Source organism: Sphingomonas sp. PWP1-2 (assembly GCF_049898305.1).
Lineage (GTDB): Bacteria > Pseudomonadota > Alphaproteobacteria > Sphingomonadales > Sphingomonadaceae > Sphingomonas > Sphingomonas glacialis.
Window position 1 is genome coordinate 23,825 of record NZ_JAFCXM010000005.1, and the last position, 25,228, is coordinate 49,052.

Below are 25,228 nucleotides of genomic sequence, written 5' to 3' on the forward strand. Positions count from 1 at the left end.
CTGAAGCCATCCTCCCCCGTTTTCCATTCAGACGAGGGGATAGCGCGATGGCCGTACTCAACGACGAACAGACGATGCTCCGCGACATGGTGCGCGAATGGTCCGACGAGCAATCGCCCGTCAGCGCGTTCCGCAAGATGCGCGCGGCGGCGCCGGCCGAGGGGTATGATCCCGCGGCCTGGGCGACGCTTGGCGAGATGGGCCTGCCGGGCATCGTCATCCCCGAAGCGCATGGCGGCACGGCATTCGGCTATCTCTCGCTCGGGCTGGTGCTCGAACAGCTCGGTCGCAACCTCGCGGCGTCGCCTTTGGCGTCGACCTCGGCGGCGGCGACCGCGATTTTGATGGGCGGGTCGGATGCGCTGAAGGCGCAGTGGCTGCCGCAGATCGCCAGCGGCGCGGTCGTCGCGACGCTCGCGATCGACGAGGGTCCCGTCCACGATCCCGCGAAGATCGCGACCAGCGTCGTTGACGGCAAGCTCAGCGGCACCAAGGCGTTCGTCGCCGAGGGTGACAGCGCGGGCGTGTTCGTCGTCGCGGCGGTCGATGGCCTCTATCTCGTCGCGGGTGACGCTGGCGTGACACGCTCGCCGCGCCATATGGCCGACTCGCGCAGCCACGCGCAGGTGACGTTCGACGCCGCGCCCGCCGAGAAACTGGGCGACGCCTCGCTGACCGCGCAGGTCATCGATCGCGCGACCGCGGCGGTGTGCGCCGAGATGCTCGGCATGGCCGAGCAGGCGTTCAACACTACCAACGATTATCTCAAGACGCGCGTCCAGTTCGGGCAGCAGCTCTCGACCTTCCAGGCGCTGCAGCACCGCATGGCGAAGATGTTCACCGAGCTCGAGCTGATGCGCTCGGCGGTCGAAGGCGCGCTCGAGGCGATCGATGCCGGGCGGTCCGACATCGACCAGGCGGTCAGCCTCGCCAAGGCGGTGGCGAGCGACACGCTCCATCTGGTCAGCCGCGAGATGATCCAGCTCCACGGCGGGATCGGCATGACCGACGATTACGACGCCGGCTTCTACATCAAGCGTGCGCGCGTGCTCGAAGCGATGTGGGGCAATGCGGCGTTCCACCGCGAGCGTTTCGCGCGGTTGAACGGCTACTGAGCCGCAACGCGGGCGCGCCGCGTCGCGTCCGCATCTATCAGACCTGCAACGATAAAGGGCGGTGGCCGGCTTTCTGACGTGGGTGCGGCGCCGCCCTTTTGCAATGCGGCGCGGTGCGACCCTGGTTCGGATCGTCTCCCGCGCGGGTGTTTCGAGAATCGGTTCTGGCCGTCGCGGCCCAAGCGGGGACCCTTAGGGGATAGTACTTATGCGCTAATGCGGCGATTTGCGCGCATATCCGGCTTGACATTAGGGCCGTTTCGGAGTCACTTCGAGCTTCGGGTACGGAGCCGATCAGTGCTCTGACCTTTAGGGGAGAGATGCTATGCCTCGTTCGCGGCATTTGACGTCGTGTGCCTTTTTTGCCTTGTCGATCGGCCTTGCTTCGCCGGTCGCGGCGCAGGAGGGGGCGCCGCCACCGCCGCGACCGAGTGCGCCCGCCGACGAACAGACCGGCCCCGATATCGTCGTCACCGGATCGCTGATCCGCGGCACCCCCGAGGACGCCGCTATCCCCGTCGATGTCATTTCGAGCGAGGAACTGTCGCGCCAGGGCACGCCGAGCGCGGTCGACTTGCTCAAGAACCTGCCGACCTCGAGCGGCGTGATCGGCGATGCCAACCAGTTCGACAGCCGCAGCCAGGGCAATGAAGGCGTCGCCTCGGTCAATCTGCGCGGCCTCGGCCCGCAGCGCACACTCGTCCTGCTCAACGGCAAGCGCCTCGTCGCGGTCGGCGGCGGTATCCCGATCGTCGACGTCAACCTCATCCCGTCGGGTGCGATCGGCCGCGTCGAAGTGCTCAAGGACGGCGCGGCGGCGACCTATGGGTCGGATGCCATCGCCGGCGTCGTCAACTTCATTACCCGCACCGACCAGAAGGGCTTCCTCGCCTCGGGCGATTATCGCTACATCCGCGGATCGTCGGGCGACTACACCGCCAATCTGAGCTTCGGGCACAATAGCGGCCCGCTGCATGTGCTCGCCTCGGTCGGCTATCAACACCGCTCGGAATTGCGCACCACCGATCGCGATTTCACGGTCCAACCCTATGCGAATAACCCGCAAGGCGGCTACACCGGCGGCGGCAATCCGGGCAATTTCGGGTTCGGCGGGACCGCCAATTTCGTCCGCGACCTCGGGTGCGAGGGCCTTGGCGGGTTCCGCAGCCAGGCCGGATCGACGACCGATCGCTGCTTCAACAATTACGGCCAGTTCGGCAATCTGGTCGAGCCCGAGGATCGCCTCCAGGCCTATGTCGACACGTCGATCCAGCTGGCCGACACGCTCAAATTCTCGGCAAGCGCGCTGTACGGCTACAGCTCGACGCGGATCACCACCTCGCCGACCTATCTGCCGACCTTGCCGCCGTCGGTGAACGCGGCGAGCGGCGGGGGAGGGCTGTTCGTCATCCCGACCTATGCCCCGGCGCTGCGCGATTATTGCACGCTCTATGGGGCGGCATCGGGCTGCGTCACCGCGGGCGGCGTGCCGCTTGCCCCGGCGATCGCTTTCCCGGTGCTGTTCCGGCCGGCCTTGCTCGGCGGTAACCCCCTGTTTCGCGGTCGGAATGGCGATGACCGCGGCTCGGCATACTCGAAGCGCGTGTCGGAAGAGATGCGCTTCACCGCAGACCTGTCTTATGATGTCACGCCCGATCTCAATCTGACCGGTGGCTTCACCTATTCCGAATATTATCGCGAAAGCGAAGGCACCGACACGTTCGGCGACTTGCTGCAGAACGCATTGGCGGGCTTTGGCGGCGCGAATTGCGCCTATGCCACGCCGCAGTCGCGCGCCGGCCTGTCGACGGCCCAGATCACGGCACTCGCCGGGACCAACGGCTGCACCTTCTTCAACCCGTTCTCGACCGCGGTCGCGGCGAACGGCGTGAGCAATGCGGCGAACCCCAATTATGCCGGAACGCGCAATCCTACCGGGTTCAGCCTGACCCCCGGCGCGGGCCTGATCAACGATCTGCCGACGTTCGACAATTTCTTCCGTACGACCAACACGCGCTACACCACGCGGCTGCTCGTCGGGGATCTCGTGCTCAGCGGCAAGACAGGTCTGCGGCTGCCGGGCGGCGATTTGAGCTTCGCGGTCGGGGCGCAATATCGCCGCAACGACTATTCGGTGTTGTACAACAACGACAGCAACATCGCGGTCAATCCGTGCCCGGGCTCGCCGCTCAACCCGGCGGCGACGTGCACGCAGCAGACCGGCGCGCTCGGCTTCCTCGGTACCAACGCCAATTTGTCGACCAGCAACGACATCAAGGCGGTGTTCGGCGAGTTGCAAGTGCCGCTGCTCGACCGGCTCAACCTGCAGCTTTCGGCGCGGTATGAGGATTATGGCGGGCGCGTCGGCTCGACCTTCAATCCGCAAGGCCGCATCCGGCTGCAAGTCACCGACTGGCTCGCGCTGCGCGGTGGCGCGGGGACGACCTTCCGCGGCCCTCCGGCGCAGCAGTTGTCGGGCAATCTGACCGCGCTGCAGATCATCGGGACGTCGTTCCGTGCGGTCGACATCAACGGCAACCCCAACCTCTCGCCCGAAAAGGCGACGACCTACAGCGCAGGCATCCTGCTCCACAGCGGCGGGTTCAGCGCGAGCCTCGATTATTATCGCTACAAGCTGAAGGGCCCGATCGAGGGCGAGCCGATCCAGGGCATGGTCAATGCGCTGTTCGGTGCGACCGGCACCGCGAATTGCGGCAATGCGGCCTTTGCCGCGTTGCAGGCGCGCTTCACCTTCACGGGGGCCGGCTGCGGCATCGGCAACGTCCAGCGGCTGCGCACGCAGACGATCAACAGCGCCAACGTCACGACCTCGGGGCTCGATCTGCAGGCGGCGTATCGCTTCGGGCTCGGCGCGGCCAATCTCGAGTTCGGCGGCAGCGGGACTTATGTGATCGAGTACAAGACCAAGGACATCACGGTCGAGGGCGTCGTCGTCCAGCCGACCTTCGATGGCGTCGGCCTGCTCAACTATCAGACGACCGCGTATCCGATCCCGCAGATCAAGGGCACGGCCTATGTCCAGGGAGCGGTCGGCGGGCACAGCCTGCGCGTCCAGTACAATTATATCGACGGCTATACCGACCAGCGCGGGACCGCGATCTTCGGGCCCAACGCCGGGGCGCTGGCGGGGGCGTCGGTCACCGGCGGCAAGAACATCAAGCCGTTTGCGACCTTCGATGCAACCTATCGCTTGTCGCTGCGCGGGACGGGGTCGACGCTGACGCTGTCGGCGCTCAACATCTTCGACAAGGCGCCGCCGTTTGCGCGGCTCGACCAGAATTACGATCCGTTCACGGCGAACCCGCTCGGCTTCACCGCCAAGGTCGGCTTCTCGCAGAAGTTCTGAGACTGGGGGCGGAGGGCGCGGCGTCCGGGTCGGACGCCGCGCCCTTTGCCGTTTGGCGCTGGGTGGCGTATCGCTGATCCGATGCCCAAGCCAACCAAGCGCACCCCCGGTCTGCCCAGCCGCGACCAGATCCTCGCCTTCATCGCCGAGAGCGACGTGCCTGCGGGCAAGCGCGAGATCGCGCGCGCCTTCGGGCTGACCGCGCAGGACAAGATTTTGCTGAAAGCGCTGTTGAAGGACATGGCCGATGAGGGGCTGATCGACAGCGCCCCCGGCCGCGCGTTTCACAAGATGGGCGGGGTGCCCAAGGTGACGGTGCTGCGGATCGTCGATGTCGATGACAGCGGCAACGTCTGGGCGGTGCCCGAGCGGTGGGAAGCCGCCACCCCCGCGCCGAAGCTGCGCGTGCGCGAGAAGAAGAATGGCGCGCTCGGCGTCGGCGACCGCGTGCTCGCGCGGACCGAGGAGGCCGGACAGGGCCTGATCGCGCATCCGATGAAGACCTTGCCCAAGGGCGAGGAGCTGGTGCTCGGCGTGCTGCGCCAGGAGGGCAAGGCGCTCTGGCTGCAAGGCGTCGAGAAGAAGGAGCGGCGCGAGTTCCAGGTGTCCGACGCGGGCGAGGCGCAGGTCGGCGATCTGGTGCTTGCCGAGATGGCGGGACGGCCGCCGCGGATCACGGTGCGCGTGACGCAGGTGCTCGGCGATCCGTTCGCGCCGCGCAGCTTCTCGCTGATCGCGATCCACAAGCTTGGTATTCCCGACGTGTTCTCGTCCGAGACGCTCGACGAGGCGGTGCGCGTGGCCGCGCAGCCGCTCGGCGACAAGCGCGAGGATCTGCGCCATCTGCCGATCGTCGCGATCGACCCGGCCGATGCGCGTGACCATGACGATGCGGTGTGGGCGGCGCCCGATGACGATCCCGCCAATGATGGCGGGTGGAAGGCGATCGTCGCGATTGCCGATGTGTCGTTCTACGTGCGACCGGGGGCTAGCCTCGATCGCGAGGCGCGGCGGCGTGGGAACAGCGTGTATTTTCCCGATCGCGTCGTGCCGATGCTGCCGGAGAGCCTTTCGGCGGAGATGTGTTCGCTGAAGGAGGGCGTCGATCGCGCGGCGCTGGCGTGCCATTTGCGGATTGGGAAGGATGGGGCGCTCAAGAGCTGGCGCTTTACACGTGCCGTGGTGCGGATTGCGGCGAACCTGGCGTATGAGGATGCGCAGGCGATGGTGGATGCGCATCACGCTTCTTCTGCTCCTTCTGCTCCCCTCCCGCTTGCGGGAGGGGTCGGGGGAGGGCCTGTCCACGCGACGGACGATGGGATTGAGGCACGCCCCTCCCCTAGCCCCTCCCGCAAGCGGGAGGGGGATTCGGGCAGCGATGAAATTCTCGCCGCCCTCCTCCCCCTCTGGTCGTGCTGGCACGCGCTCAACAAAGCGCGCACCGCGCGCGCGCCGCTCGATCTCGACCTGCCCGAACGCCGCGTGATGCTCGACGAGAAGGGCCGCATCCTCTCGGTCGCACCGCGCGAGCGGCTCGATGCGCACAAATTGATCGAGGATTACATGATCGCCGCCAACGTCGCCGCTGCCAAGGCGCTCGAGGCGAAGAAGGCCCCCGTCATGTACCGCGTCCACGAACAGCCCGGCCGCGAGAAGCTCGTCGCGTTGAAGGACTATCTCAAGACCTTCGGGATCGAGTTTGCGCTCGGCCAGGTCGTCCAGCCGCGCACCTTCAATCACATCCTCGACCAGGTGATCGACCGCGACGAACGCCCGCAGATCATGGAGCAAGTGCTGCGCACGCAGACGCAGGCGTATTATAGCCCCGCCAATATGGGCCATTTCGGGCTCGCGCTCGGCAGCTACGGCCACTTCACCTCGCCGATCCGGCGCTATGCCGATCTGCTCGTCCACCGCGCGCTAGTCGCGGCCTATGATCTCGGGCCGGGCGGGCTGACCGAAGGCGAAGCCGCGGCGATGGAAAAGATCGGCGAGAGCATCTCGATGCTTGAACGTCGCGCGATGGAGGCCGAGCGCGACACGATCGACCGCTATGTCGCGGCGTATCTGTCGGAGAAGGTCGGCGAGGTGCTCGAGACGCGGATCACCGGCGTGACCAATTTCGGTTTCTTCGCGACGGTCGAGGGGATTGGCGGCGACGGGCTGATGCCGGTGCGCGATATCGGCGGCGAATATTTCCGCTTCGATGAAGCCAGCCGCACGCTGATCGGCGACCAGAGCGGGACGGTCTATGCCAGCGGGCAGAAGCTCCAGCTACGGCTGGCCGAGGCGAACCCGGTGTCGGGGGCTTTGCGCTTCGAGATGGTCGAGGGCAGGGGAGCGCGCGTCGAAAGCGACGACCGCCGCCCCAAGCGCGTGATCAAGCATCGCGGGCGCCCGACGAACATTCGGCACCAGGGGAAGAAGCGCTAGGGGGCCACCGACCATCGTCGCCCCGGCGAAGGCCGGGGCCGGCCCGATGGGGCGTGCTCGGGCCGGGCGCGCGCATCCGAGCGGGCCCGGCCTGCGCCGGGGCGACGGCGCGAGCTCATCCGGCGCGGAAGGTCAGCCCCGCTTTCGCCTGCAAGCGGTCGGCGAGCACCTTCCCCATCAGCGCGCCCGGCGTCCAGATGCCGCCTTCTCCCGCGACATCTTCGATCAGGCACAACGCCGTCTCGGCGATCATCTTGCTGGTCGAGCCATAGCCCGGATCCTTGTCGCCGGTGACGACGCAGTCGATCCGCTCGCCGCCCGCGCCTTCGCCGATGAAGAGCAGGTCGTAGAAGCCCGCGTCGCGTTCCTCGGGCGAGGGGCCCTCGCCGGGCTTGGGGCCCTTGTCGCTGCTGAGCGGGTTCATCCGCGCGATCGCCTCGGCGGCGGCCTTGCCCATCTCGCCGATCCCCGGCGCGACCATCATCTCGTCATAGACGAAGTCGGCGCCATACGCCTCGCCGAGCAGGAAGTTGGTGCGGTGGACGTTCTTGGTGTTGATCGGCGCCATGATGAACGGCGCGACCCATGCCTCGATCGCGCGGTCATATTCGGGGAGCAGACCCTTGGGCTGTGCTGGCCCCTCGAAGCCGGGAGTGAGCGCGAACGGATTGATGAGCAGGCCGAGGATCGAGGGATGCTTGGCGGCGGCGGCGAGCGTCGCCTTGAGGCTGGCGACTGTGCCGCCCGACGCGCCACCCTGCATCTTCCGCACGCGGCCCTTCACGCGCGGCATCGGATGCCCGAACTTGGCCTTGGCAGCGTCCTGCAGCGCGAGCACGCCGAGATCGAACGGGATCGAATCGAACCCGCACGAGAAGACGATCCGCGCGCCGGTGCGCTTGGCGGTCTCGTGATGCGCGTCGATCATGTGGCGCATCCACGCTGGTTCGCCGCACAGATCGACATAGGCGGTGCCGGTTTCGGCACAGGCCGCGACGAGGTCGTTGCCATAGAGCTGGTACGGGCCGACGGTGGTGAGCACGACCTTGGTGCGTTCGCACAAGCTGCGCAGGCTGGCGGCGTCATCCGAATTGGCGGTGACGAGCGGGGTGTCGGCGGGGGCGCCGATCAGGTCGCGGACTTCCTGCAGCTTCGACAGCGATCGACCCGCCATCGCCCAGCGCTGCGCGCCGATCTGCGTGAGATATTCGGCGACGAGGCGGCCGGTGAAACCCGTGGCCCCATAAACGATGATGTCGAAGTCTCTGGCCATGGTGCGCTCTCCCTCGTCACCCCGGGTTCATCCCGGGGGCCACCGGGCTGCATGTCCCGACGGCCGGAGTGTGCGGCACGGTGGACCCCGGGACAAGCCCGGGGTGACGGTTAAGGCTTACGCCGCTTCGCTGAACTGCAAGCTCGCGAGTCGCGCGTACAGGCCGCTCTCGCCAATCAGCGCGGCGTGGTTGCCTTGCTCGACGATCCGGCCCTCGCGCATCACGATGATCCGCTCGGCGGCGCGCACCGTTGCGAGGCGGTGCGCGATGACGAGCGTGGTGCGCTCTGCCATCAGGCGTTCGAGCGCTTCCTGGACGAGTCGCTCGCTTTCGGCATCGAGTGCGCTGGTCGCTTCGTCGAGCAGCAGGATCGGCGCGTCGCGCAACAGCGCGCGTGCGATCGCGACCCGCTGGCGCTGGCCACCCGACAGCCGCGCGCCGCCCTCGCCGAGGAAGGTGTCGAGCCCTTCGGGCAGCTTGTGGAGGAATTCAGCAGCATTGGCCGCCTCGGCCGCCGCCCACAGCGCGTCGTCGGGCGCGTCCCAGCGACCGTAGCGCAGATTGTCGCGCGCCGACGCGCCGAAGATCACCGTCTCCTGCGGCACCATCGCGATGCGGGCGCGGACCTCGGCGGGGTCGGCGCTGCGCAAGTCGACGCCGTCGATGCGCACGCTGCCCGCCTCGGGGTCGTAGAAGCGCTGGATCAGCTGGAACAAAGTGGTCTTGCCAGCGCCCGACGGGCCGACGATCGCGACGGTTTCGCCGGGGCTCACCGATAGCGAGAAATCGTGCAGCGCGGCGACATCGCGCCGCGTCGGATAGCGGAACTCGACATGATCGAATTCGAGCGTGCCGCGCGCGGGCACGGGAAGCGTCGTCGGCTGCGCAGGCGCGCGGATCTCGGGGACTTCGGCGAGCAACTCGGACAGCCGCTCGGCCGCGCCCGAGGCGCGGAGCAGATCGCCATAGACTTCGGTCAGCGAGCCGAACGAGCCCGTCACCAGCGTCGCTGTGACGAGGAAGCCCGCAAGCGACCCGGCCGACAGCCGCCCGGCGGCGACGTCGCCGACGGTCGACCACATCAGCAGCGTGACCGCGCCGAACAGCAGCCCCATCACCAGCGCGGTCATGATCGCGCGCGTCGCGATCCGGCGCTTGGCGGCATCGAGGCTGCGATCGACCGCAGAGGCAAAGCGCGCCTCCTCGCGTGCTTCCTGGCCGAAGGCTTGCACGATCTTCATCGCGGTGAAGGTCTCGACCGCCATCGACCCGATATCGGCGATGCGGTCCTGGCTCGCGCGCGACTGGCTGCGCACGCGGCGGCCGAGCAGCATGATCGGCAGGATGATCAGCGGCACGCCGATCACGATCGACAAGGCCATTTTCGGCGCGAAGACGAACAGCAGGATCACGCCGCCGATCCCGGTCAGCCCATTGCGGAGCGCGACCGACACCGTCGTGCCGACCGCACCTTCGATCAGCGCGGTGTCCGAGGTCAGCCGCGAGGCGACTTCGGACGGACGGTTTTCCTCGAACCAGCGCGGCGCGAGCCGCAAGAGGTTGGCCTGCACCGCGATGCGGATGTCGGCCACGGTGCGTTCGCCGAGCCACGACACGAAGTAGAAGCGGATCGCGGTCGCGATCGCGAGGACGACGACGAGGCCGAGCAGATCGTAGAAGACATGGTCGATATGCGCGATGTCGCCGGCGCCGTGCGTGAAGCCGCGGTCGATCACCGACTTGATGCTCCACGATGTCGCGAGCGTCGTCGTCGACGTGACGAGCAACGCCACCAGCGCAATCGCGAGCTGGAGCGGATAGCGCGAGGTGTAGCGCCACACCATCGCTAGGCTGGCGAGCTTTCGCCCGCTCGGCCGGGGCTGCGCGACGGTAGGATCGATCGGGACGGCGGCGGGTTGTGTTTCGACCATCTGCGGTGCGTAGCAGGCGCCAGACCCTGCCTCAATCCGCTACGGAATTGCGGCAAACCCGGCATTGCTGTTTGCCGCAGCGCAGCATAGACAGTATTTTGACATTTACGATTGTCTGCTAGAAAGTCCGGTATGCTCTACAACGCTTACGAAATGCAGAAGTCGATGCTGGCAGGCGCCAGCGCCATGGCCGATTTCAGTGCCGGACTGCTCAGCAACCCTGCCAATCCCTTCGCCTATTTTGGCGGCGGCGCGGTGCTGGGCTCCGCGCTCGAGGTGTTCGCGCATGCCGCGGCGCCCCGCGGCAAGCCCGCCTTCGGGCTCGACAGCACGACGATCGACGGCGCCGAGGTGGCGATTGTCGAAGACGTGGTATTGCGCAAAGCCTTCGGACAACTCAAACGCTTCCGGCGTGTCGGCATCGAGGGCGGCCCTAAGCTGCTGATCGTCGCGCCGATGTCGGGACACTATGCGACGCTGCTGCGCGGCACAGTCGAGCGGATGCTGCCTGTTGCCGACGTCTACATCACCGATTGGCGCGATGCGAAGCTCGTGCCGCTGAGCGAGGGCAAGTTCGATCTCGACGATTATGTCGATTATCTGATCGAATTCCTCGAGGCGATTGGCCCGAACGAAGGGCAGGGCGGTACGCACATGCTCGCGGTCTGCCAGCCGTCGGTGCCGTGCTATGCCGCTGCCTGCGTGATGAGCGCGGACAAGAACCCGTGCCGCCCCAAGACGCTGACGATGATGGGCGGGCCGGTCGATACGCGCGAGGCGCCGACTGCGGTCAACACGCTGGCGACCGAGCGGCCGCACAGCTGGTTCAGCCAGAATGTGATCGCGACGATCCCGGGCAACTATCCGGGCGCGGGTCGCCGCGTCTATCCGGGCTTCCTGCAGCTTGCCGGCTTCATGTCGATGAACCTCGGCAACCACATGATGTCGCATTACGGGCTGTTCAAACATCTCGTCCAGGGCGAGGACCTCCAGGCCGACTCGACCAAGGCGTTCTACGAGGAATATCGCTCGGTCTGCGACATGACCGCCGAATTCTACCTACAGACGATCGACGTCGTGTTCCAAGATCATGCGCTGCCCAAGGGCACGATGACGCACCGCGGGCGTGTGGTCGACCCTGCCGCGATCACCGACATCGCGATCCTGGCGATCGAGGGCGAGAAGGACGATATTTCGGGGCTCGGCCAGACCAAGGCTGCGCTGACGATCGCGACCAGCCTGCCCGACGCGAAGAAGCGCTATTACATGGCCGAGGGCGCCGGGCATTATGGCATCTTCAACGGATCGAAGTGGCGCAACAAGGTCGCGCCGGTGGTCGAGGAATGGATGAAAGCGCACGGCTGACGCCGCGCGCTTCATCGCAAGTACTGGATCGGCCCTGTCTTCGGTGAAGACAGGGCCGAAATGTTTTGGTTAGGCTGCGGTCGTGTTCACGACGGCGTGGCTGCCACTTTCGTCGGACTTGATCGTGCCGCCGAACAGCATCTTGAGGCGGCCCGACAGCGAGATGTCGGTTTCCCACAGCTCGGCATTGTCGATCTTCAAGCGCAGCAGCGCGACGTTGGGATCTTCCTTGCCGCCCGGAAACCAGGCCTCGACCTGCTTGTTCCACAGCTTGTCGATCATCGCGCGGTCATTGTCCTGCGCGATCGTGCCGGCGATGCAGGCGAAGAAATCGTGACCCTTGGACACGAACTGCGCCATGACCTTGCCGCCGCCGATCAGGCGATTGTCCTTGCCGACGAAGAAGAACAGCGTGTCGACCAGATCCTTGTCGAGCTGCGCGGTGAGCGGCTCGCTGTGCGATGATCCGTCGGCCAGACCGACCATCAGGAACGGGCTGTCGGCCATCTTCTTCCAGAGCGTCTGGGTGATTTCGTGCGTGTCGGCCATGTGGGTTTCTCCTGAAGGATGGTTCGGGAGAGAAACGACGGAACGCGCGGTTGGTTGCCGCGCATCTTAGGCAATGAACGGCGGTGAATGACGGTCGCGCGCGGCTGAGCATTAGAGGATTATCTCATGCTGCTTCCCCCGCTGACTGCGGCTAGCTCTGTCGACATTTGCGGACCGCAAAAATCGATATTATTCACATCGTTGGCGGCAATTCGGCCGCCTAGATGAGAGGTGTACCTATGACGGTCGCCGATCTGTGCCTGATCCTGGGCGTGCTCTTCGCCTTCGGGACGTTAGTCCTGAAGATCATCGAGGTAGCCAGCAAAGACTAGGGTGCACGGGCGGGGCTCGGTCTAGCAGCCGAGCCCCAAACGTATTGAGCCCCGGCCGCTAGCACGACCGGGGCTCGTTATGAGAGGCGCCTATGACATCGCCAACGCAGTCATAGCCGAATCCGGCGCCTATTTCAATTACAGGACCTCGAACAGCCCGGCCGCACCCTGGCCGCCGCCGATGCACATCGTCACGACGACATACTTCGCGCCGCGACGCTTGCCTTCGATCAGCGCGTGGCCGGTCGCACGTGCGCCGGTCATGCCGTAGGGATGGCCGATCGAGATCGCGCCGCCTGAAACGTTGAGCAGCTCGTTCGGGATACCGAGCTTGTCACGGCAATAGAGCACCTGCACGGCGAAGGCTTCGTTGAGCTCCCACAGGCCGATATCGTCCATCTTGAGGTTGAAGCGCTCGAGCAGCTTGGGGATCGCGAAGACGGGGCCGATGCCCATTTCGTCGGGCTCGGTGCCGGCAACCGCCATGCCGACATAGCGGCCGAGCGGCTGGAGGCCACGCTGCGAGGCGATCTTCTCTTCCATCAGCACCGACGCCGACGAGCCGTCCGAGAGCTGCGAGGCGTTGCCCGCGGTCACGTTCATGCCCGGGCCCATCACCGGCTGCAGCGCCTGCAGGCCCTCGAGCGTCGTTTCGGGGCGATTGCCCTCGTCCTTCGACAGCGTGACGTCCTTGTAGGTGACCTCCTTGGTCTCCTTGTTGGTGACGGCCATGCTTGCGCTGGTCGGGACGATCTCAGCATTGAAATAGCCGGCGGCCTGCGCGACGGCGGTGCGGCGCTGCGATTCGAGCGCATATTCGTCGCACGCTTCGCGGCTGATATTGTAGCGCTTGGCGACCGTCTCGGCGGTGACCAGCATCGACATGTAGACGTCCTTGTGCATCGCGATCAGCTCGGGATCGGGTGCGACGCGCATCTGCGGGGTCTGGACGAGGCTGATGCTCTCGACGCCGCCACCGATGGTGATGTCCATGTTGTCGGTGATGATCTGCTTGGCGGCGGTGGCGATCGCCATCAGGCCCGAGGCGCACTGGCGATCGACCGACATGCCCGGCACGGTGACGGGAAGGCCGGCGCGCAGCAGCGATGTGCGCGCGATGTTGCCGGCCTGGTGGCCCTGCTGGAGCGCGCAGCCGAATACGACGTCGTCAACGAGGCCACCCTCGATCCCGGCGCGCTCGACCGCAGCGCGGATCGAATGCGACGCGAGCGTCGGGGCGGGGGTGTTGTTGAAGGCACCGCGGTACGCGCGGCCGATCGGGGTGCGGGCGGTGGAGACGATGACGGCGGAACGCATGAGTTTCTTCCTTCTTGCAACGCCTCTCCCGCTTTCGCGGGAGAGGCTACGGAGACTTGGTCCGCCGTCTTCCGGCGGGCCTAGTCGCAGTCGGTGAGGGTCTTCTTCTCTTTCTGGCGTCGACGAGAAGAAGGCCCTCACCCAACCCTCTCCCGCGAAGAGCGGGAGAGGGCCAAAGGCCGCGACCGTTCAAACGAAAATCTGCGACATCCATTCGGCGATCATCGCGGGCTTTTCCTCGCCTTCGATCTCGACCGTGAATTCGTTGGTCTGCTGCCACTGGCCCGGGCGCTTCTCGTCGAAGCTCAGCAGCTTGAAGCGACCGCGCACGCGCTTGCCCGAGCGGACCGGCTGGAGGAACCGGACTTTGTTGCCGCCGTAATTGATCCCCATCTTCACGCCCTCGATGGTCACCGGATCGATGATCTTCGACGACAGCAGCGGCATCAGCGACAGCGTGAGGAAGCCGTGCGCGATCGTCCCGCCGAACGGCGTCATCGCGGCCATTGCCGGGTTGACGTGGATGAACTGATGATCGCCCGTCGCGTCTGCGAACTTGTCGATCATCTCCTGGCTGACCTCGACCCAGTCGGACACCTGTTCGGTACCGATCCGGCCGGTCATTTCCTGAGCTGTAACAGTCGTCACGGCATTCCCCTGAAAGCAAATTCGTCGCATAGGCGACGTCGCGCCGGCAAATGGCACTCACGCACGCCGCGCGCAAGTCTCACCCTGACCGGAAACCGGAACATGACCTTTGACGTAGCGTCCACAGCCCGCAAATCCATGGGCGCTTTGCACCGGGCGAGCGAACCCGATGTTCTAAAGTCGCTTCTGGACCGTGCCGCGCTCACGCCCGATTCGCGCGAGCGGGTAATGGGACATGCGCTGGGCCTGCTCGCCGACCTGCGTGCGGCGCAGGGAAAAGGGTGGGTGAACCAGTTTCTGCAGGAATATCGGCTCAATTCGTCCGAGGGTGTGGCGCTGCTGTCGCTCGCCGAGGCGTTCCTGCGCGTGCCCGATCCCGAGACCGCCGATCTGCTGATCGCCGACAAGCTCGGCGATGCCGATTGGCGCGCGCACACGGGCAAGTCGAACTCGACGCTCGTCAATTCGGCGACCTGGGGATTGGTGGTCGGCCGTGCGCTCGTTGGCGACGGGCAGACGCAGAGTTCGCTCCGCCGTCTCATCAGCCGCGCGGGCGAGCCGTTCGTGCGGCAGGCGGTCGGCGCGGCGATGCGGATGATGGGCGAGATCTTCGTGATGGGCCGCACGATCGACGAAGCGATGAAGCGGATGCGCAAGCCCGAGAACAAGAACTTTACCGCAAGCTTCGACATGCTCGGCGAGGCGGCGCGAACGCATGACGATGCCCAGCGCTATTTCCGCGCTTACACCGATGCGGTCGACGCGGTCGGGCTCGATCCGGCGGCGGGGCATTCGATCTCGGTCAAATTGTCGGCGCTGCACCCGCGCTATGAAGTGTCGCGCTGGGACGAATGCGTGCCGGCGCTGACCGAGATGCTCGAGGCGCTTGCGCTGCAGGCGGCGAGCAAGGGCATCGCGCTCACTGTCGATGCCGAGGAGAGCGAGCGGCTCGAGATGAGCCTCGATATCATCGGCACCGTTGCCGCACTGCCGAGCCTCAAGGGCTGGGACGGGTTCGGCATGGCGGTTCAGGCGTACGGCAAGCGCGCGCGGCCGGTGGTTGCGTGGGCGGGCGCGCTCGATCGCATCATGAACGTGCGGCTGGTCAAGGGCGCCTATTGGGACAGCGAGATCAAGCGCACGCAGGTCGAGGGGCTGGCGGATTACCCGCTGTTCACGCGCAAGGCGGCGACCGACGTGTCGTATCTGGCGGTGGCGCGCGACATGCTCGATGCGCCGAATATCCGCCCGGCGTTTGCCAGCCACAATGCGCTGACCGTTGCGACGATCATGGAATGGGCGGGCAACAGCCGCGATTTCGAGTTCCAGCGGCTGCACGGCATGGGTGACGGGCTGTACGAGCGGATGGTGCGCGAGAATGGCTATCATTGCCGGGTCTATGCGCCGGTTGGCGGGCATCGCGATTTGCTGGCGTATCTGGTGCGACGGTTGCTCGAGAATGGGGCGAATTCGTCGTTCGTGCATCAGTTGGCGGACGAGCGGCTGACCGAGGCGGAGATCCTCGCGGACCCGGTGGCGAAGATTGCGGCAGTCGGCGGCGCGCGGCATCCGAGCATTCCGTTGCCGGTCGATCTGTTCGGGGCGGGGCGGCGGAACAGCGCCGGGCTCGATCTGGCGGACCGGGTGGTGTTGCGCGAGACGGTTGCGGCGGTCGAATCCCCCTCCCGCTTGCGGGAGGGGCTAGGGGAGGGGCGTGCCTCCAGCGCGACTCCGACCGTTTCGCACTTCCCTCCCCCAACCCCTCCCGCAAGCGGGAGGGGAGATGAGGTCGCGCGTGCGCATGCGGCGTTCCCAGCCTGGTCGGCCACCCCCGTCACCCAGCGCGCCGCCTGCCTCGATCGGCTCGCCGATTTGCTCGAGCAGCACCGCGACGAACTGATGGCGATCTGCGTCCAGGAAGCCTTCAAGACGATCCCCGATGCGCTCGGCGAAGTGCGCGAGGCGGTCGACTTCTGTCGCTACTACGCGCAGCAGGCGCGCGATGGTCTCCAGCCGATCGAACTCCCCGGGCCGACCGGCGAGCGCAACGTGCTGCGCTTCGACGGGCGCGGGGTGTGGGCGACGATCGCGCCGTGGAACTTCCCGCTCGCAATCTTCCTCGGCCAGACCGTCGCCGCGCTCGTTACGGGCAACAGCGTCGTCGCCAAGCCGGCGCCGCAGACGCCGCGCATCGCCGCGCGCGCAGTCGAGCTCGCGCATGAGGCGGGTGTGCCGCAGGACGCGCTGATCCTGCTCCCAGGCGGCCCCGAAGTCGGCGCCGCGCTCACCGCCGATCCGCGCGTGATGGGTGTCGCCTTTACGGGTTCCACCGCCACCGCGCGGAAAATCGCACGGTCGCTGCTCGAGGACGACACCCGTCCGATCGTCCCGCTGATCGCCGAGACCGGCGGGATCAACGCGATGATCGTCGATTCGACCGCGCTTCCCGAGCAAGTCGTGGCGGACGTCGTGACATCGGCGTTCCGCTCGGCCGGGCAACGCTGTTCGGCGCTCCGCCTCCTGCTGTTGCAGGAGGAGATCGCGGGCACGACGATCGAGATGCTGAAGGGCGCGATGGACACGCTGCGGCTCGGCGATCCGGCCGATCCGGCGACCGATGTCGGCCCGGTGATCGACCAGGCGGCGTACGACAAGCTGATGGCGTATCGCGCGCGCGCCGGCGTGGTGAAGACGCTGGATGCGCCCGCCGACGGGCTCTTCGTTCCGCCGACTTTGGTGCAGCTCGATCGGATCGAGGATCTGACGCAGGAATGGTTCGGGCCGATCCTGCACGTCGCGACATGGCCGGCGGGCAAGCTTGCCGAGACGATCGCGGCGGTCAACGCCAAGGGCTATGGCCTGACGATGGGGCTCCACAGCCGCATCGCGCGCGCTGCCGACGAGACCGAGGCGCTGGCGCAAGTCGGCAACCTCTACGTCAACCGCTCGATGATCGGCGCGGTGGTCGGGTCGCAGCCGTTTGGCGGCGAGGGGCTTTCGGGGACGGGGCCAAAGGCGGGCGGGCCGCATTACCTCCACCGCTTCGTGGTCGAGCGCGCGGTGTCGATCGATACGACCAGCGCGGGCGGCAATGCGACGTTGCTGAGCCTCGACGAAGGCGGGATCTGAGCCGCTACGTCACCCCGGCACAAGGCCGGGGTGACGGCGGGTTAGCTGTGGCCTGAATCACCATCGACCGCCGAGTCGCTCGGCGTCGCGCCCGTTCCCTGGCGGTGGGCGGGGACGGGCGTCGGCTCGGCCTTCTCCGCAGCCGGGCGCGGGTCGGTCGCGGCATAAGGCAGCACCATCTCGCGGTCGGGCGCGGCGGTGAAGCTCGTCTGCGTGGGATAAGCGAGGCTGATCCCCGCATCGTTGAGGCAGCGGATGATTGCCAGCCCCACCATATGGCGCGCGTCGTAGAATTCCTGGAACGCAGCGCTCGGCGAATCGAATTCGACGTCGAAATCGTAGCTGCTCGCGCCGAAGGTGGTGAAACCCGCGCGGACGAACTTCATGCCCTTGTCCTCGACCACCGCCTTGATCATCGTCGGCAGCGCCTCGAGCGTCTCGATCGGCGTCCATTGCACCAGCCCGAGCGTGAACACCACGCGGCGATATTCGCGCTGCGTGTTGTTGATGATTTCCTTCTCGAGCAATTGCTTGTTGGCGACGATCCGCTCCTCGCCGGTGACGCCGCGGATGCGCGTCGACTTGAGGCCGATCGCCTCGACCGTACCCGACGATTTGTCATAGCTGATCGCGTCGCCGCGGCGGAACGGGCGGTCGAAGATGATCGCCAGCGCCGCGAACAGATCGGCAAAGATGCCTTGTGCTGCCAGACCGATCGCGATGCCGCCGACGCCGAGACCCGCGATCAGGCCGGTGACGTTGACCCCCAGATTGTCGAGCACGACGATCGCGGCGATCGCGAACACGGCAAAGCCGACGAGGATGCGGATGATCCCCATCGCGCTGCCGATCGCCTCGCCCGAATAATGCTCGTCGGCGGTGCGATATTCGATCGCACCGATGATGATCTCACGCGCCCAGATCGCGCCTTGATAGCCGGCGGTGAGGATCCAGACGAAGTTGATCGTCGCGCGCACCTCTTGCGGCGTGCCGGCGAAATTGCCCGCGCTGACGAGCTTGACCGCCGCCACCACCATGAAGGTGTTGCCCGTCGCAAGCACCGCCCGCGCGACGATCGCGCCCCAGCGTCGCGATTGCTTGGGGTGCGCACAGTATTTGCGCGCGATACGCCGCACGAAATGCATCGCGAACACGAGCAGACTGGCCATCCCTACAGCAATGATGAGCTGGAGCCAATGTGTCGCGGCCCAGCGATAGGTCGTGCCGATCAGGCTGCGGAGTTGTTCGTCGAAATCCTGGACGCGGATCGGCGGCAGGATCGAAGTGCTATTCTTGACGGTCATTTAAAACTTCTCAGGCGGCTTTCGCGGAAGACGGCGGCGTGCCCTGTTCGAGGAAAGCGAGCAAGCCGCGTTCGGCGCGGCTCAGGTGCTGCGTGCTGCGCGGCAGGCGGAGCGTTTCACGAAACGCGGACTGTCCGTCCTTGGCGAGCGCGAGCAAAGCGGGGTGGACGTAGGATTTGCGCGCGATCGCGGGCGTGTTGCCGAGCGCTTCGCTGACGGGGAGCAACATCGTCTTGAGGCTGATGTCGTGCGTCGCGCCGGCGAGCGCCTCGAACGCGAGCACGCTCGCGCTCCATGTGCGGAAATGCTTCGCGGTGAAATCGGCGCCCATCGCCTCGCGGATATAGGCGTTGACGTCGGACGAGGTGACCGGATGCGCCTCGCCGTCGCTGTCGACCCAGCGGAACAGGTGCTGCCCGGGGAGATCCTGGCAGCGCTTGACGAAGCGGCTGAGCGATCCGTCGGTGATCGTCAGCACGCGCAGCTTGCCCGACTTGGCCTTGAACTGGAGTTTCAGCGACTGGCCCTTCAGCGCTGCGTGCCGTTTGCGCAAGGTGGTCGCGCCGAAGCTCTTGTTCGCCTTCACATACCCTTCGTTGCCGATGCGGACCTTGCCGAGATCGAGCAGCCGGACGACCGCCGCGACCGCGGTATCCTTGCCGATCCCGCGCTTGGCGAGGTCGGCGGCGACGCGTGCGCGCAGCTTGGGCAGCGCATGGCCGAAGGGCGCGCACAACTCGTACTTGGCCGCTTCCTAAGTCTCGCGGAAATCGACGTGATAGCGATATTGCTTGCGACCCTTCTCGTCCCAGCCGACCGCCTGGATATGGCCGGTCGGGCTCGGGCAGTACCATGCATCGCGATAGGCGGGGGGCAGGCCGATCGCGTTCAGCCGGTCGATCTCGTCGCGCTCGGTGATGCGCGCACCATCGACATCATAATAGCCCCAGCCATGGCGCACGGCCTTGCGTGTAATACCAGGGTCACTGTCGTCGTGGTAAGAAAGCTTCGTCATGGCCCTTATGAATGCACGGGCCATCGCAACGTTCCGGAACGGGCTGGCCCTCCCGATGGTTAAGCCGCCGGAACACTTAGCCGGAGACTCCCCATGGCCGATCTTTCAAACGTCCACGTGCTCATTCTCGCAACCGATGGTTTCGAGCAAGTCGAACTCTTCGAACCGCGCCAGGCGCTGCTCGACGCCGGCGTCAAAGTGACGCTCGCCTCGGAAAAGATGGACCCGATCCAGGGCATGAACCATGACGAGAAGGGCGACACGATCACGCCCGACATGCTGCTCGACGACGTCGATACCGAGGATTACACCGCGCTGCTGCTGCCGGGTGGCGTCGCCAATCCCGACACGCTGAGGATGAACGACCGCGCGATTGAGATCATCGAGGAATTCGCCGATGACGAGAAGCTGATCGCCGCGATCTGCCACGCGCCGTGGCTGCTGATCGAGGCCGATGTCGTTGACGGTCGCCGCATGACGAGCTGGCCGTCGGTACGCACCGATCTTGCCAATGCCGGCGCCGATGTGGTGGACGAGGAAGTCGTCGTCGACGGATCGTTCATCACCAGCCGCAAGCCCGAGGATATTCCTGCCTTCAACAAGGCGATCCTCGCCGCGCTTCAGGAAGAGCTCGAAGACGCCTGACCCGAGATCCCCGCTCGCCGCAGGCGGGAGGGGAGCCGGTTCATCGCGTTTTGCGCGGGGCGCTCGACCAAGTGGTGGAGCGCCACCGACGTGCCAAGGACGAGCGCGAGATACAGCGCGACCAGGACCGGGGCGATGCTGTGGACATCATCGACCAAGGCGAGCTTGAAGATGACGAAGAGCAGGAAGTGGCTGAGATACGTCGCATAGCTGATCTCACCGAGATAATGCAGCGCGGGGATTTCGAGCGGGTTGCCGCGCAGTCCCGAGGTCAGGGCGAGCGCTAGCAGCGCGGCAGCAAAGGCGGCCGGCACCGTCAGCGTCTCGGGCTGGCCCGATAGCTTTGCGGCATACGCCACCACCGTACAGCCTATCGCCACTAGCGCAGGCACGATCGGTGCATCGCGCCACCGCTCCCATAGCGAGCACAGCGCGCCGCCGACCGCGAATTCGATCAGACAGCGCCGTAGCCCGTAGGTCCAGATCTCGAAGCCAAGCGTCGGCGATCCCGCCATCGCGACGTGCAACAGCACGAGCAAGCCGACGATCGCGGCGACCACGCCCAAGCTCGGTATGCGCCGCCAGTCGAGCGCGAAGGCGACGAGCGGGAACAGCAGATACGCCGCCCATTCGGTGCTGATCGACCAGCTCGGGTCGTTCCATGCGAGGCGATCGGTGAACCCCCATGTCTGCATCAGCAGGACATGGAGCGGCAGTTCGGCATACGGGTAATGCGCCGCATCGTGCCGCCCGGTCGCGGCAAGCGCGAGCACCAGCGCGAGCGTCGCGCCGAGCACGACGATGTGCAACGGCCAGATCCGTGCAAGCCGGCGCCACAGGAAGCCCGGCACCGCGCGGACCCCGCCTTGCCGCAGCCGCGCGCTCCAGCTCAGCCAGATCACGAAGCCCGAAAGCAGGAAGAAGAAATCGACCGCGAGATACCCCTTGGCGAAGACGGCCAGCAGCGTTGGCGGCAGCCAGTCGAGCGACAGCCGAATATGATAGAGCACGACGAACCACGCGGCGATCCCGCGCATCCCGGTCAGTGCGCGCAGTTCGCGGCGGTGGACGGCAGCGGTGGGGACGGGGGCCGACATCAGGCGGACGCGGGTTCGACCGTTCGCACCGCCCGGCGCGGCTGCCACGGCGCGCCGGCGCGCTTGCGCGAGAGGTAGGTATCGAGCCCGATCTGCGCGCCGATCAGCATATAGACGAACGGCTGGAAGGCGATGCCGATGAACGCCGCGCCGAGCAGATAGACGATATGCGCCGATTGCAACGCGCCGGCGAGCGGCGTGACCCACGCCATATCCGCCGCCGCCTTGCGATAGCGGTGGCGCAGCACTTCCATCCGGAAAATGCCGATCAGGCTGATCGAAAGCCAGAGGACCAGCCCGGGAAAGCCTTGTTCGCCGAGCATCTCGAAATAGGCGCTATGGAAGGCGCGGGCCTGATCGACCGTCAAATGGCGGTCGACGGTAGAGTTCGCGGCGGTCCCTTCGACGCGTTCGGTATCGTAGCGGATCTTGTTCTGGCGGTACATTTCGAAGCCGCCGCCCATCGGATGCTCCTTGGCGTAGTCCCAGGTCCAGCCCCACACCGCGAGCCGCGTCGAGGCGGATTCGTCGCCCTTGTAGGTCTTGATCGTGCTCATCCGGTTGGTGAACGACGATGGCAGGAAGGGCACTGCGATCATGCCCGCGGTAGCGAGCAGACACAGATACAGCACCTTGCGCTTGGCATCGCGCAGCATCAGCACCGCGACGAGGCCGATGCACAGCAATCCGGTGCGCGTCGAGGTGCCGACCGGGATCAGCAGGCACGAAAAGACCAGCGCGTAGCAGAAGCCCTTCACCTTCCAGTCGGGCGGGAAGATCGTGCCGTGCCGCGTGAACCACAGGATCAGCGGGATGATCGCGACCGCGACGGTCGAGATGGTCGAGCCTTCGTACAGCCCCGAATTGTTCGACACCATCAAGTTGAGCGAGCCATAGCCGCCGCCGCCGCTGGCAATCGTCTTGATCCCGCCAACGATGATGATCGATGCCGCCGAGGCGACCATCACGAGCAGCAGCGCTTCGATCCGGAGCTTGGTGCGTAGCGTGAAGGGCAGGAAGGCGGCGAACGCCAGGCACTTCCAGACCCAGCCCCATTTATCGAGCGCCTCGACCGGGAAATCGGCGGTGAGCGTGGTGCAGTAGCAATAGACCATCAGCACGACGATCAGGCCCTGCCGCGGCGCGACGCGCGTGCCGGTCTTGTCATCGGCCACGAGCCATCCGCCAACCGAAAGCACCACCGCGATGAGCGAGATCGGGATGCTGTTGAGCAGGAAATACGTCAGCCGCTGCGGCGCGACGACGTCGATATAGACATAGGCAAGGACAAAGATGAACGGCCGGCGAAACCCCGCCGCAAAGAAGGCGGCGAGGAAGGCGACGAAGACGAGATCACGCAAGCGGGCGGCCCTTCCGCTTTCGGGCGGGGGCCTCGCCGGGTACGCTTTCGCGGTCGAGATCGGGCCGGCGCAGAAGCCGCCAGATCGTCAGCGCGATCAGGCCGTGGCTGATCGCCAGCGCGAGATTGTCGATCATGCCGTCGCGCTCCTTTCCGCTGCTCACATCCGCCCTATCGCCGGGCGGCCCGAACGGGCACAGCCGCTCTACGTGCGTTCAAGTTGAGGCTCCGTTAAGCACTCGTGCGTTAGGGCGATAGCATGCGTATTCTTCATCTTCTGGATCACGGCCTGCCGTTGCAAAGCGGTTACACCTTTCGCACCCGCGCGATCCTCAAGAGCCAGATGCGACGCGGCTGGACGATCGCCGCAGTCACCGGGCCGCGGCATGCATCGCCAGCGGCGGGGCTGGAGACCGTCGATGGCATCGACTTCTACCGCACCGCTGCGGTCAAGCGCTTGCCCCCGCCGTTCGGCGAACTGCGCGAGATCGCGGCCTTCGCCAAGCGAATCGGCGAGGTGGTCGAGCAGTTCAAGCCCGATATCCTCCACGCGCATTCGCCCGTGCTCGATGCGCTCGCCGGCTTGCGCGTCGCGGGCAAATACAAATTGCCGCTGGTCTACGAGATCCGCGCTTTCTGGGAAGACGCGTCGGTCGGCAACGGGACGGGGCGCGAAGGATCGCTGCGCTATCGTGCTACTCGCGCGCTCGAGACATGGGCGGTCAAGCGGGCCGATGCGGTCGCGGTGATTTGCGAGGGATTGCGCGATGATCTGATCGCGCGCGGGATCGATCCGGGCAAGCTGATCGTCTCGCCCAACGGCGTCGATCTCGCGATGTTCGGTACCCCGCTGCCGCACGACGCCGCGCTGGCCGCAACGCTCGGCGTGACGGGCAAGGAAGTGATCGGCTTCATCGGCAGCTTCTACGATTATGAAGGGCTCGACGATCTGATCGCGGCGATGCCCGCCCTGGTCGCCGCGCGCCCTCAAGCGCATCTCGTGCTCGTCGGCGGCGGTCCGATGGAAGCCGCCCTGCGCGCGCAAGCCGCAACATCGCCGGTGGCGGCGCAGATCCATTTCGTCGGGCGTGTGCCGCACGGCGAGGTCGAACGCTATTACAGCGTGATCGACGTGCTGGCGTACCCGCGCAAGAAGATGCGCCTTACCGATCTGGTGACGCCGCTCAAACCGCTCGAGGCGATGGCGCAGCGCCGACTCGTCGCCGCGTCGGACGTTGGCGGGCACCGCGAGCTGATCAGCGATCCCGAGACGGGCACGCTGTTCGCGCCCGGCGACCCAAGCGCGATGGCGCAATCGCTCGCCGATCTGCTTGCGGATCGTGGGAGCTGGGAAGGCCGCCGCGAGCGCGGGCGTACTTTTGTCGAGGCAGAGCGTAACTGGGCCGTTAACGTGGCGCGTTACGCTCCCGTTTACCAAAAACTTACTGATAGTATGGCAGAGCAGAGTGCATGGCCGTCTCCTCCAATCCTCAACGCCTGACCCTCCCGCTGGCCCCGCTCGTCGCGGGGATAATCGGGGTGCTGACCGCGGCGATGTTTGCGCTGATCCCGACAGCGCTGCTCGAATCGATGGTGGTCGATAGCGGCATCGCCGCGGTGATCTCGGCAGCCGAACCGCCCTTGGGGCTCACCGCGCGCGCCGCCTTGGTGCTGCTGTGCGGTGGTGGTGTCGGCGTGCTCGCATGGTTCGCGTTGTTCCTGACCTTCGGCGGCCGCACGATCGCGCTGCGCCGCCCGGTTTCGGACGGCGACAACGCGCCCGTGCTGCGTCGCGCCGACGCGCATCCCGATGCGCCGGCGCGCCGTCCGCTGTTTGCCAATACCGATCTCGGCACGCCGTTCCTTGAAGTCCGGGCGCGCCCGGTGCACCTCGATGCCGACGACGTTGCGCCGCTGGTCGAACGGCCGCTGCCGGTTGATCTCGACGAGCCGCTTTCGGCCTATGATTCAAGCTTTCTGCGCGAGCCCGGGGTGCCGACGTCCGATCCCGACGACCAGCCCAAGCCTGAGTCGGCGTCGAGCGCGCCGCTGCCGCTCCCGCTCCCACGTCGCCAGACCTATGATCCGAGCGAACGCTTCGAAACCTTCCCGCTCGGCCCGATCGACGCACCTGTCCCGGCGCGGCGCACGCCCAGCCCGATATCGCGTCCGGCTCGCCCTGCCGAGAGCGCGGGTGATCCGTCGGAAACGATCCACGCCTTGCTCGACCGGCTCGAACGCGTCGTCGGCCGCCGCGACCCCGCCGCATCCTCGCCCGAGACGATCGAAGGAACGCTCGGCAGCTTGCGGCAAATGGCGACCGACCCGCGCTGACCTGCGCAATCGC

General features: G+C 66.3%; 17 protein-coding genes and 1 pseudogene. 8 read left to right on the plus strand and 10 right to left on the minus strand.

Annotated features, from left to right (window positions below; all coding sequences use genetic code 11):
• The first annotated feature begins 47 nt into the window (after nucleotides 1-47).
• The 3 genes from ACP7C5_RS13420 to ACP7C5_RS13430 all read left to right on the plus strand — a co-directional run bounded on the left by ACP7C5_RS13420 (nucleotide 48) and on the right by ACP7C5_RS13430 (nucleotide 6,915).
• Complete coding sequence (locus tag ACP7C5_RS13420; protein ID WP_354289261.1) at nucleotides 48-1,115, plus strand: acyl-CoA dehydrogenase family protein; 1,068 nt, start codon at nucleotides 48-50, stop codon at nucleotides 1,113-1,115.
• 325 nt (nucleotides 1,116-1,440) lie between these two features.
• Entirely contained in the window at nucleotides 1,441-4,482 is a 3,042-nt protein-coding gene (locus ACP7C5_RS13425; protein WP_426264646.1) for a TonB-dependent receptor plug domain-containing protein, read from the plus strand.
• Between the two features lie 81 nt (nucleotides 4,483-4,563).
• Complete coding sequence (locus tag ACP7C5_RS13430; RefSeq protein WP_426264647.1) at nucleotides 4,564-6,915, plus strand: ribonuclease R family protein; 2,352 nt, start codon at nucleotides 4,564-4,566, stop codon at nucleotides 6,913-6,915.
• A 115-nt stretch (nucleotides 6,916-7,030) separates the two neighbouring features.
• Here the strand turns inward: ACP7C5_RS13430 and ACP7C5_RS13435 are convergent, their stop codons facing one another.
• Nucleotides 7,031-8,188, minus strand: coding sequence for a saccharopine dehydrogenase family protein (locus ACP7C5_RS13435; RefSeq protein WP_426264648.1), 1,158 nt, complete (start codon nucleotides 8,186-8,188; stop codon nucleotides 7,031-7,033).
• Between the two features lie 117 nt (nucleotides 8,189-8,305).
• Nucleotides 8,306-10,120: an ABC transporter transmembrane domain-containing protein gene (locus ACP7C5_RS13440; protein ID WP_426264649.1), complete on the minus strand. Its 1,815-nt coding sequence runs from the start codon at nucleotides 10,118-10,120 to the stop codon at nucleotides 8,306-8,308.
• A 132-nt stretch (nucleotides 10,121-10,252) separates the two neighbouring features.
• Here ACP7C5_RS13440 and ACP7C5_RS13445 point away from each other — a divergent pair, with 132 nt between their 5' ends.
• Entirely contained in the window at nucleotides 10,253-11,485 is a 1,233-nt protein-coding gene (locus ACP7C5_RS13445) for a polyhydroxyalkanoate depolymerase (protein WP_426264650.1), read from the plus strand.
• A 69-nt stretch (nucleotides 11,486-11,554) separates the two neighbouring features.
• Here the strand turns inward: ACP7C5_RS13445 and ACP7C5_RS13450 are convergent, their stop codons facing one another.
• The 3 genes from ACP7C5_RS13450 to ACP7C5_RS13460 all read right to left on the minus strand — a co-directional run bounded on the left by ACP7C5_RS13450 (nucleotide 11,555) and on the right by ACP7C5_RS13460 (nucleotide 14,307).
• Nucleotides 11,555-12,034 carry a pyridoxamine 5'-phosphate oxidase family protein gene (locus ACP7C5_RS13450; RefSeq protein ID WP_426264651.1) on the minus strand — a complete coding sequence of 160 codons (480 nt, stop codon included), beginning with the start codon at nucleotides 12,032-12,034 and terminating at the stop codon, nucleotides 11,555-11,557.
• Between the two features lie 470 nt (nucleotides 12,035-12,504).
• Nucleotides 12,505-13,683: an acetyl-CoA C-acyltransferase gene (locus ACP7C5_RS13455; RefSeq protein WP_189676732.1), complete on the minus strand. Its 1,179-nt coding sequence runs from the start codon at nucleotides 13,681-13,683 to the stop codon at nucleotides 12,505-12,507.
• 189 nt (nucleotides 13,684-13,872) lie between these two features.
• Nucleotides 13,873-14,307 (minus strand): MaoC family dehydratase, encoded by a 435-nt coding sequence (locus tag ACP7C5_RS13460; RefSeq protein ID WP_165954571.1) that lies wholly within the window; start codon nucleotides 14,305-14,307, stop codon nucleotides 13,873-13,875.
• A gap of 162 nt (nucleotides 14,308-14,469) precedes the next feature.
• Here ACP7C5_RS13460 and putA point away from each other — a divergent pair, with 162 nt between their 5' ends.
• Nucleotides 14,470-17,460 carry a bifunctional proline dehydrogenase/L-glutamate gamma-semialdehyde dehydrogenase PutA gene (gene putA / locus ACP7C5_RS13465; protein ID WP_426264842.1) on the plus strand — a complete coding sequence of 997 codons (2,991 nt, stop codon included), beginning with the start codon at nucleotides 14,470-14,472 and terminating at the stop codon, nucleotides 17,458-17,460.
• Nucleotides 17,461-17,501: 41 nt separating this feature from the next.
• Here the strand turns inward: putA and ACP7C5_RS13470 are convergent, their stop codons facing one another.
• Together ACP7C5_RS13470 and ACP7C5_RS13475 are read right to left on the minus strand one after the other, a co-directional pair.
• On the minus strand, nucleotides 17,502-18,764 hold the full coding sequence (locus ACP7C5_RS13470) for a mechanosensitive ion channel family protein (protein WP_426264652.1): 1,263 nt from the start codon (nucleotides 18,762-18,764) through the stop codon (nucleotides 17,502-17,504).
• Nucleotides 18,765-18,774: 10 nt separating this feature from the next.
• A pseudogene (locus ACP7C5_RS13475) lies at nucleotides 18,775-19,779 on the minus strand (DNA topoisomerase IB).
• Between the two features lie 93 nt (nucleotides 19,780-19,872).
• Between ACP7C5_RS13475 and ACP7C5_RS13480 the strand changes: the two are divergent.
• A complete protein-coding gene (locus ACP7C5_RS13480; RefSeq protein ID WP_189676735.1) occupies nucleotides 19,873-20,424 on the plus strand; it encodes a type 1 glutamine amidotransferase domain-containing protein in 552 nt (183 codons plus the stop codon).
• On the opposite strand, the gene ACP7C5_RS13485 is transcribed toward ACP7C5_RS13480, so the two are convergent.
• The 3 genes from ACP7C5_RS13485 to ACP7C5_RS13495 are packed head-to-tail and all read right to left on the minus strand — an operon-like array spanning nucleotide 20,400 to nucleotide 23,018.
• On the minus strand, nucleotides 20,400-21,521 hold the full coding sequence (locus ACP7C5_RS13485) for an acyltransferase family protein (protein WP_426264653.1): 1,122 nt from the start codon (nucleotides 21,519-21,521) through the stop codon (nucleotides 20,400-20,402). The genes ACP7C5_RS13480 and ACP7C5_RS13485 overlap by 25 nt on opposite strands.
• On the minus strand, nucleotides 21,521-22,882 hold the full coding sequence (locus ACP7C5_RS13490) for a putative O-glycosylation ligase, exosortase A system-associated (RefSeq protein WP_426264654.1): 1,362 nt from the start codon (nucleotides 22,880-22,882) through the stop codon (nucleotides 21,521-21,523). Before ACP7C5_RS13490 ends, ACP7C5_RS13485 begins: the two co-directional genes overlap by 1 nt.
• Nucleotides 22,875-23,018 carry a hypothetical protein gene (locus tag ACP7C5_RS13495; RefSeq protein WP_165954436.1) on the minus strand — a complete coding sequence of 48 codons (144 nt, stop codon included), beginning with the start codon at nucleotides 23,016-23,018 and terminating at the stop codon, nucleotides 22,875-22,877. Before ACP7C5_RS13495 ends, ACP7C5_RS13490 begins: the two co-directional genes overlap by 8 nt.
• Nucleotides 23,019-23,140: 122 nt before the next feature.
• Here ACP7C5_RS13495 and ACP7C5_RS13500 point away from each other — a divergent pair, with 122 nt between their 5' ends.
• Both ACP7C5_RS13500 and ACP7C5_RS13505 read left to right on the plus strand, forming a co-directional pair.
• On the plus strand, nucleotides 23,141-24,382 hold the full coding sequence (locus ACP7C5_RS13500) for a TIGR04063 family PEP-CTERM/XrtA system glycosyltransferase (RefSeq protein ID WP_426264655.1): 1,242 nt from the start codon (nucleotides 23,141-23,143) through the stop codon (nucleotides 24,380-24,382).
• Entirely contained in the window at nucleotides 24,352-25,215 is an 864-nt protein-coding gene (locus ACP7C5_RS13505) for a hypothetical protein (RefSeq protein WP_426264656.1), read from the plus strand. The genes ACP7C5_RS13500 and ACP7C5_RS13505 overlap by 31 nt, the downstream gene beginning before the upstream one ends.
• Nucleotides 25,216-25,228 lie beyond the last annotated feature (13 nt).

Excerpts from the sequence above, each read along its gene's own strand:
- ACP7C5_RS13420 (WP_354289261.1), top strand. The coding sequence starts at position 48 with ATGGCCGTACTCAACGACGAACAGACGATGCTCCGCGACATGGTGCGC.
- ACP7C5_RS13425 (WP_426264646.1), top strand. The coding sequence starts at position 1,441 with ATGCCTCGTTCGCGGCATTTGACGTCGTGTGCCTTTTTTGCCTTGTCG.
- ACP7C5_RS13430 (WP_426264647.1), top strand. The coding sequence starts at position 4,564 with ATGCCCAAGCCAACCAAGCGCACCCCCGGTCTGCCCAGCCGCGACCAG.
- ACP7C5_RS13435 (WP_426264648.1), bottom strand. The coding sequence starts at position 8,188 with ATGGCCAGAGACTTCGACATCATCGTTTATGGGGCCACGGGTTTCACC.
- ACP7C5_RS13440 (WP_426264649.1), bottom strand. The coding sequence starts at position 10,120 with ATGGTCGAAACACAACCCGCCGCCGTCCCGATCGATCCTACCGTCGCG.
- ACP7C5_RS13445 (WP_426264650.1), top strand. The coding sequence starts at position 10,253 with ATGCTCTACAACGCTTACGAAATGCAGAAGTCGATGCTGGCAGGCGCC.
- ACP7C5_RS13450 (WP_426264651.1), bottom strand. The coding sequence starts at position 12,034 with ATGGCCGACACGCACGAAATCACCCAGACGCTCTGGAAGAAGATGGCC.
- ACP7C5_RS13455 (WP_189676732.1), bottom strand. The coding sequence starts at position 13,683 with ATGCGTTCCGCCGTCATCGTCTCCACCGCCCGCACCCCGATCGGCCGC.
- ACP7C5_RS13460 (WP_165954571.1), bottom strand. The coding sequence starts at position 14,307 with ATGACCGGCCGGATCGGTACCGAACAGGTGTCCGACTGGGTCGAGGTC.
- putA (WP_426264842.1), top strand. The coding sequence starts at position 14,470 with ATGGGCGCTTTGCACCGGGCGAGCGAACCCGATGTTCTAAAGTCGCTT.
- ACP7C5_RS13470 (WP_426264652.1), bottom strand. The coding sequence starts at position 18,764 with ATGACCGTCAAGAATAGCACTTCGATCCTGCCGCCGATCCGCGTCCAG.
- ACP7C5_RS13480 (WP_189676735.1), top strand. The coding sequence starts at position 19,873 with ATGGCCGATCTTTCAAACGTCCACGTGCTCATTCTCGCAACCGATGGT.
- ACP7C5_RS13485 (WP_426264653.1), bottom strand. The coding sequence starts at position 21,521 with ATGTCGGCCCCCGTCCCCACCGCTGCCGTCCACCGCCGCGAACTGCGC.
- ACP7C5_RS13495 (WP_165954436.1), bottom strand. The coding sequence starts at position 23,018 with ATGATCGACAATCTCGCGCTGGCGATCAGCCACGGCCTGATCGCGCTG.
- ACP7C5_RS13500 (WP_426264655.1), top strand. The coding sequence starts at position 23,141 with ATGCGTATTCTTCATCTTCTGGATCACGGCCTGCCGTTGCAAAGCGGT.
- ACP7C5_RS13505 (WP_426264656.1), top strand. The coding sequence starts at position 24,352 with ATGGCCGTCTCCTCCAATCCTCAACGCCTGACCCTCCCGCTGGCCCCG.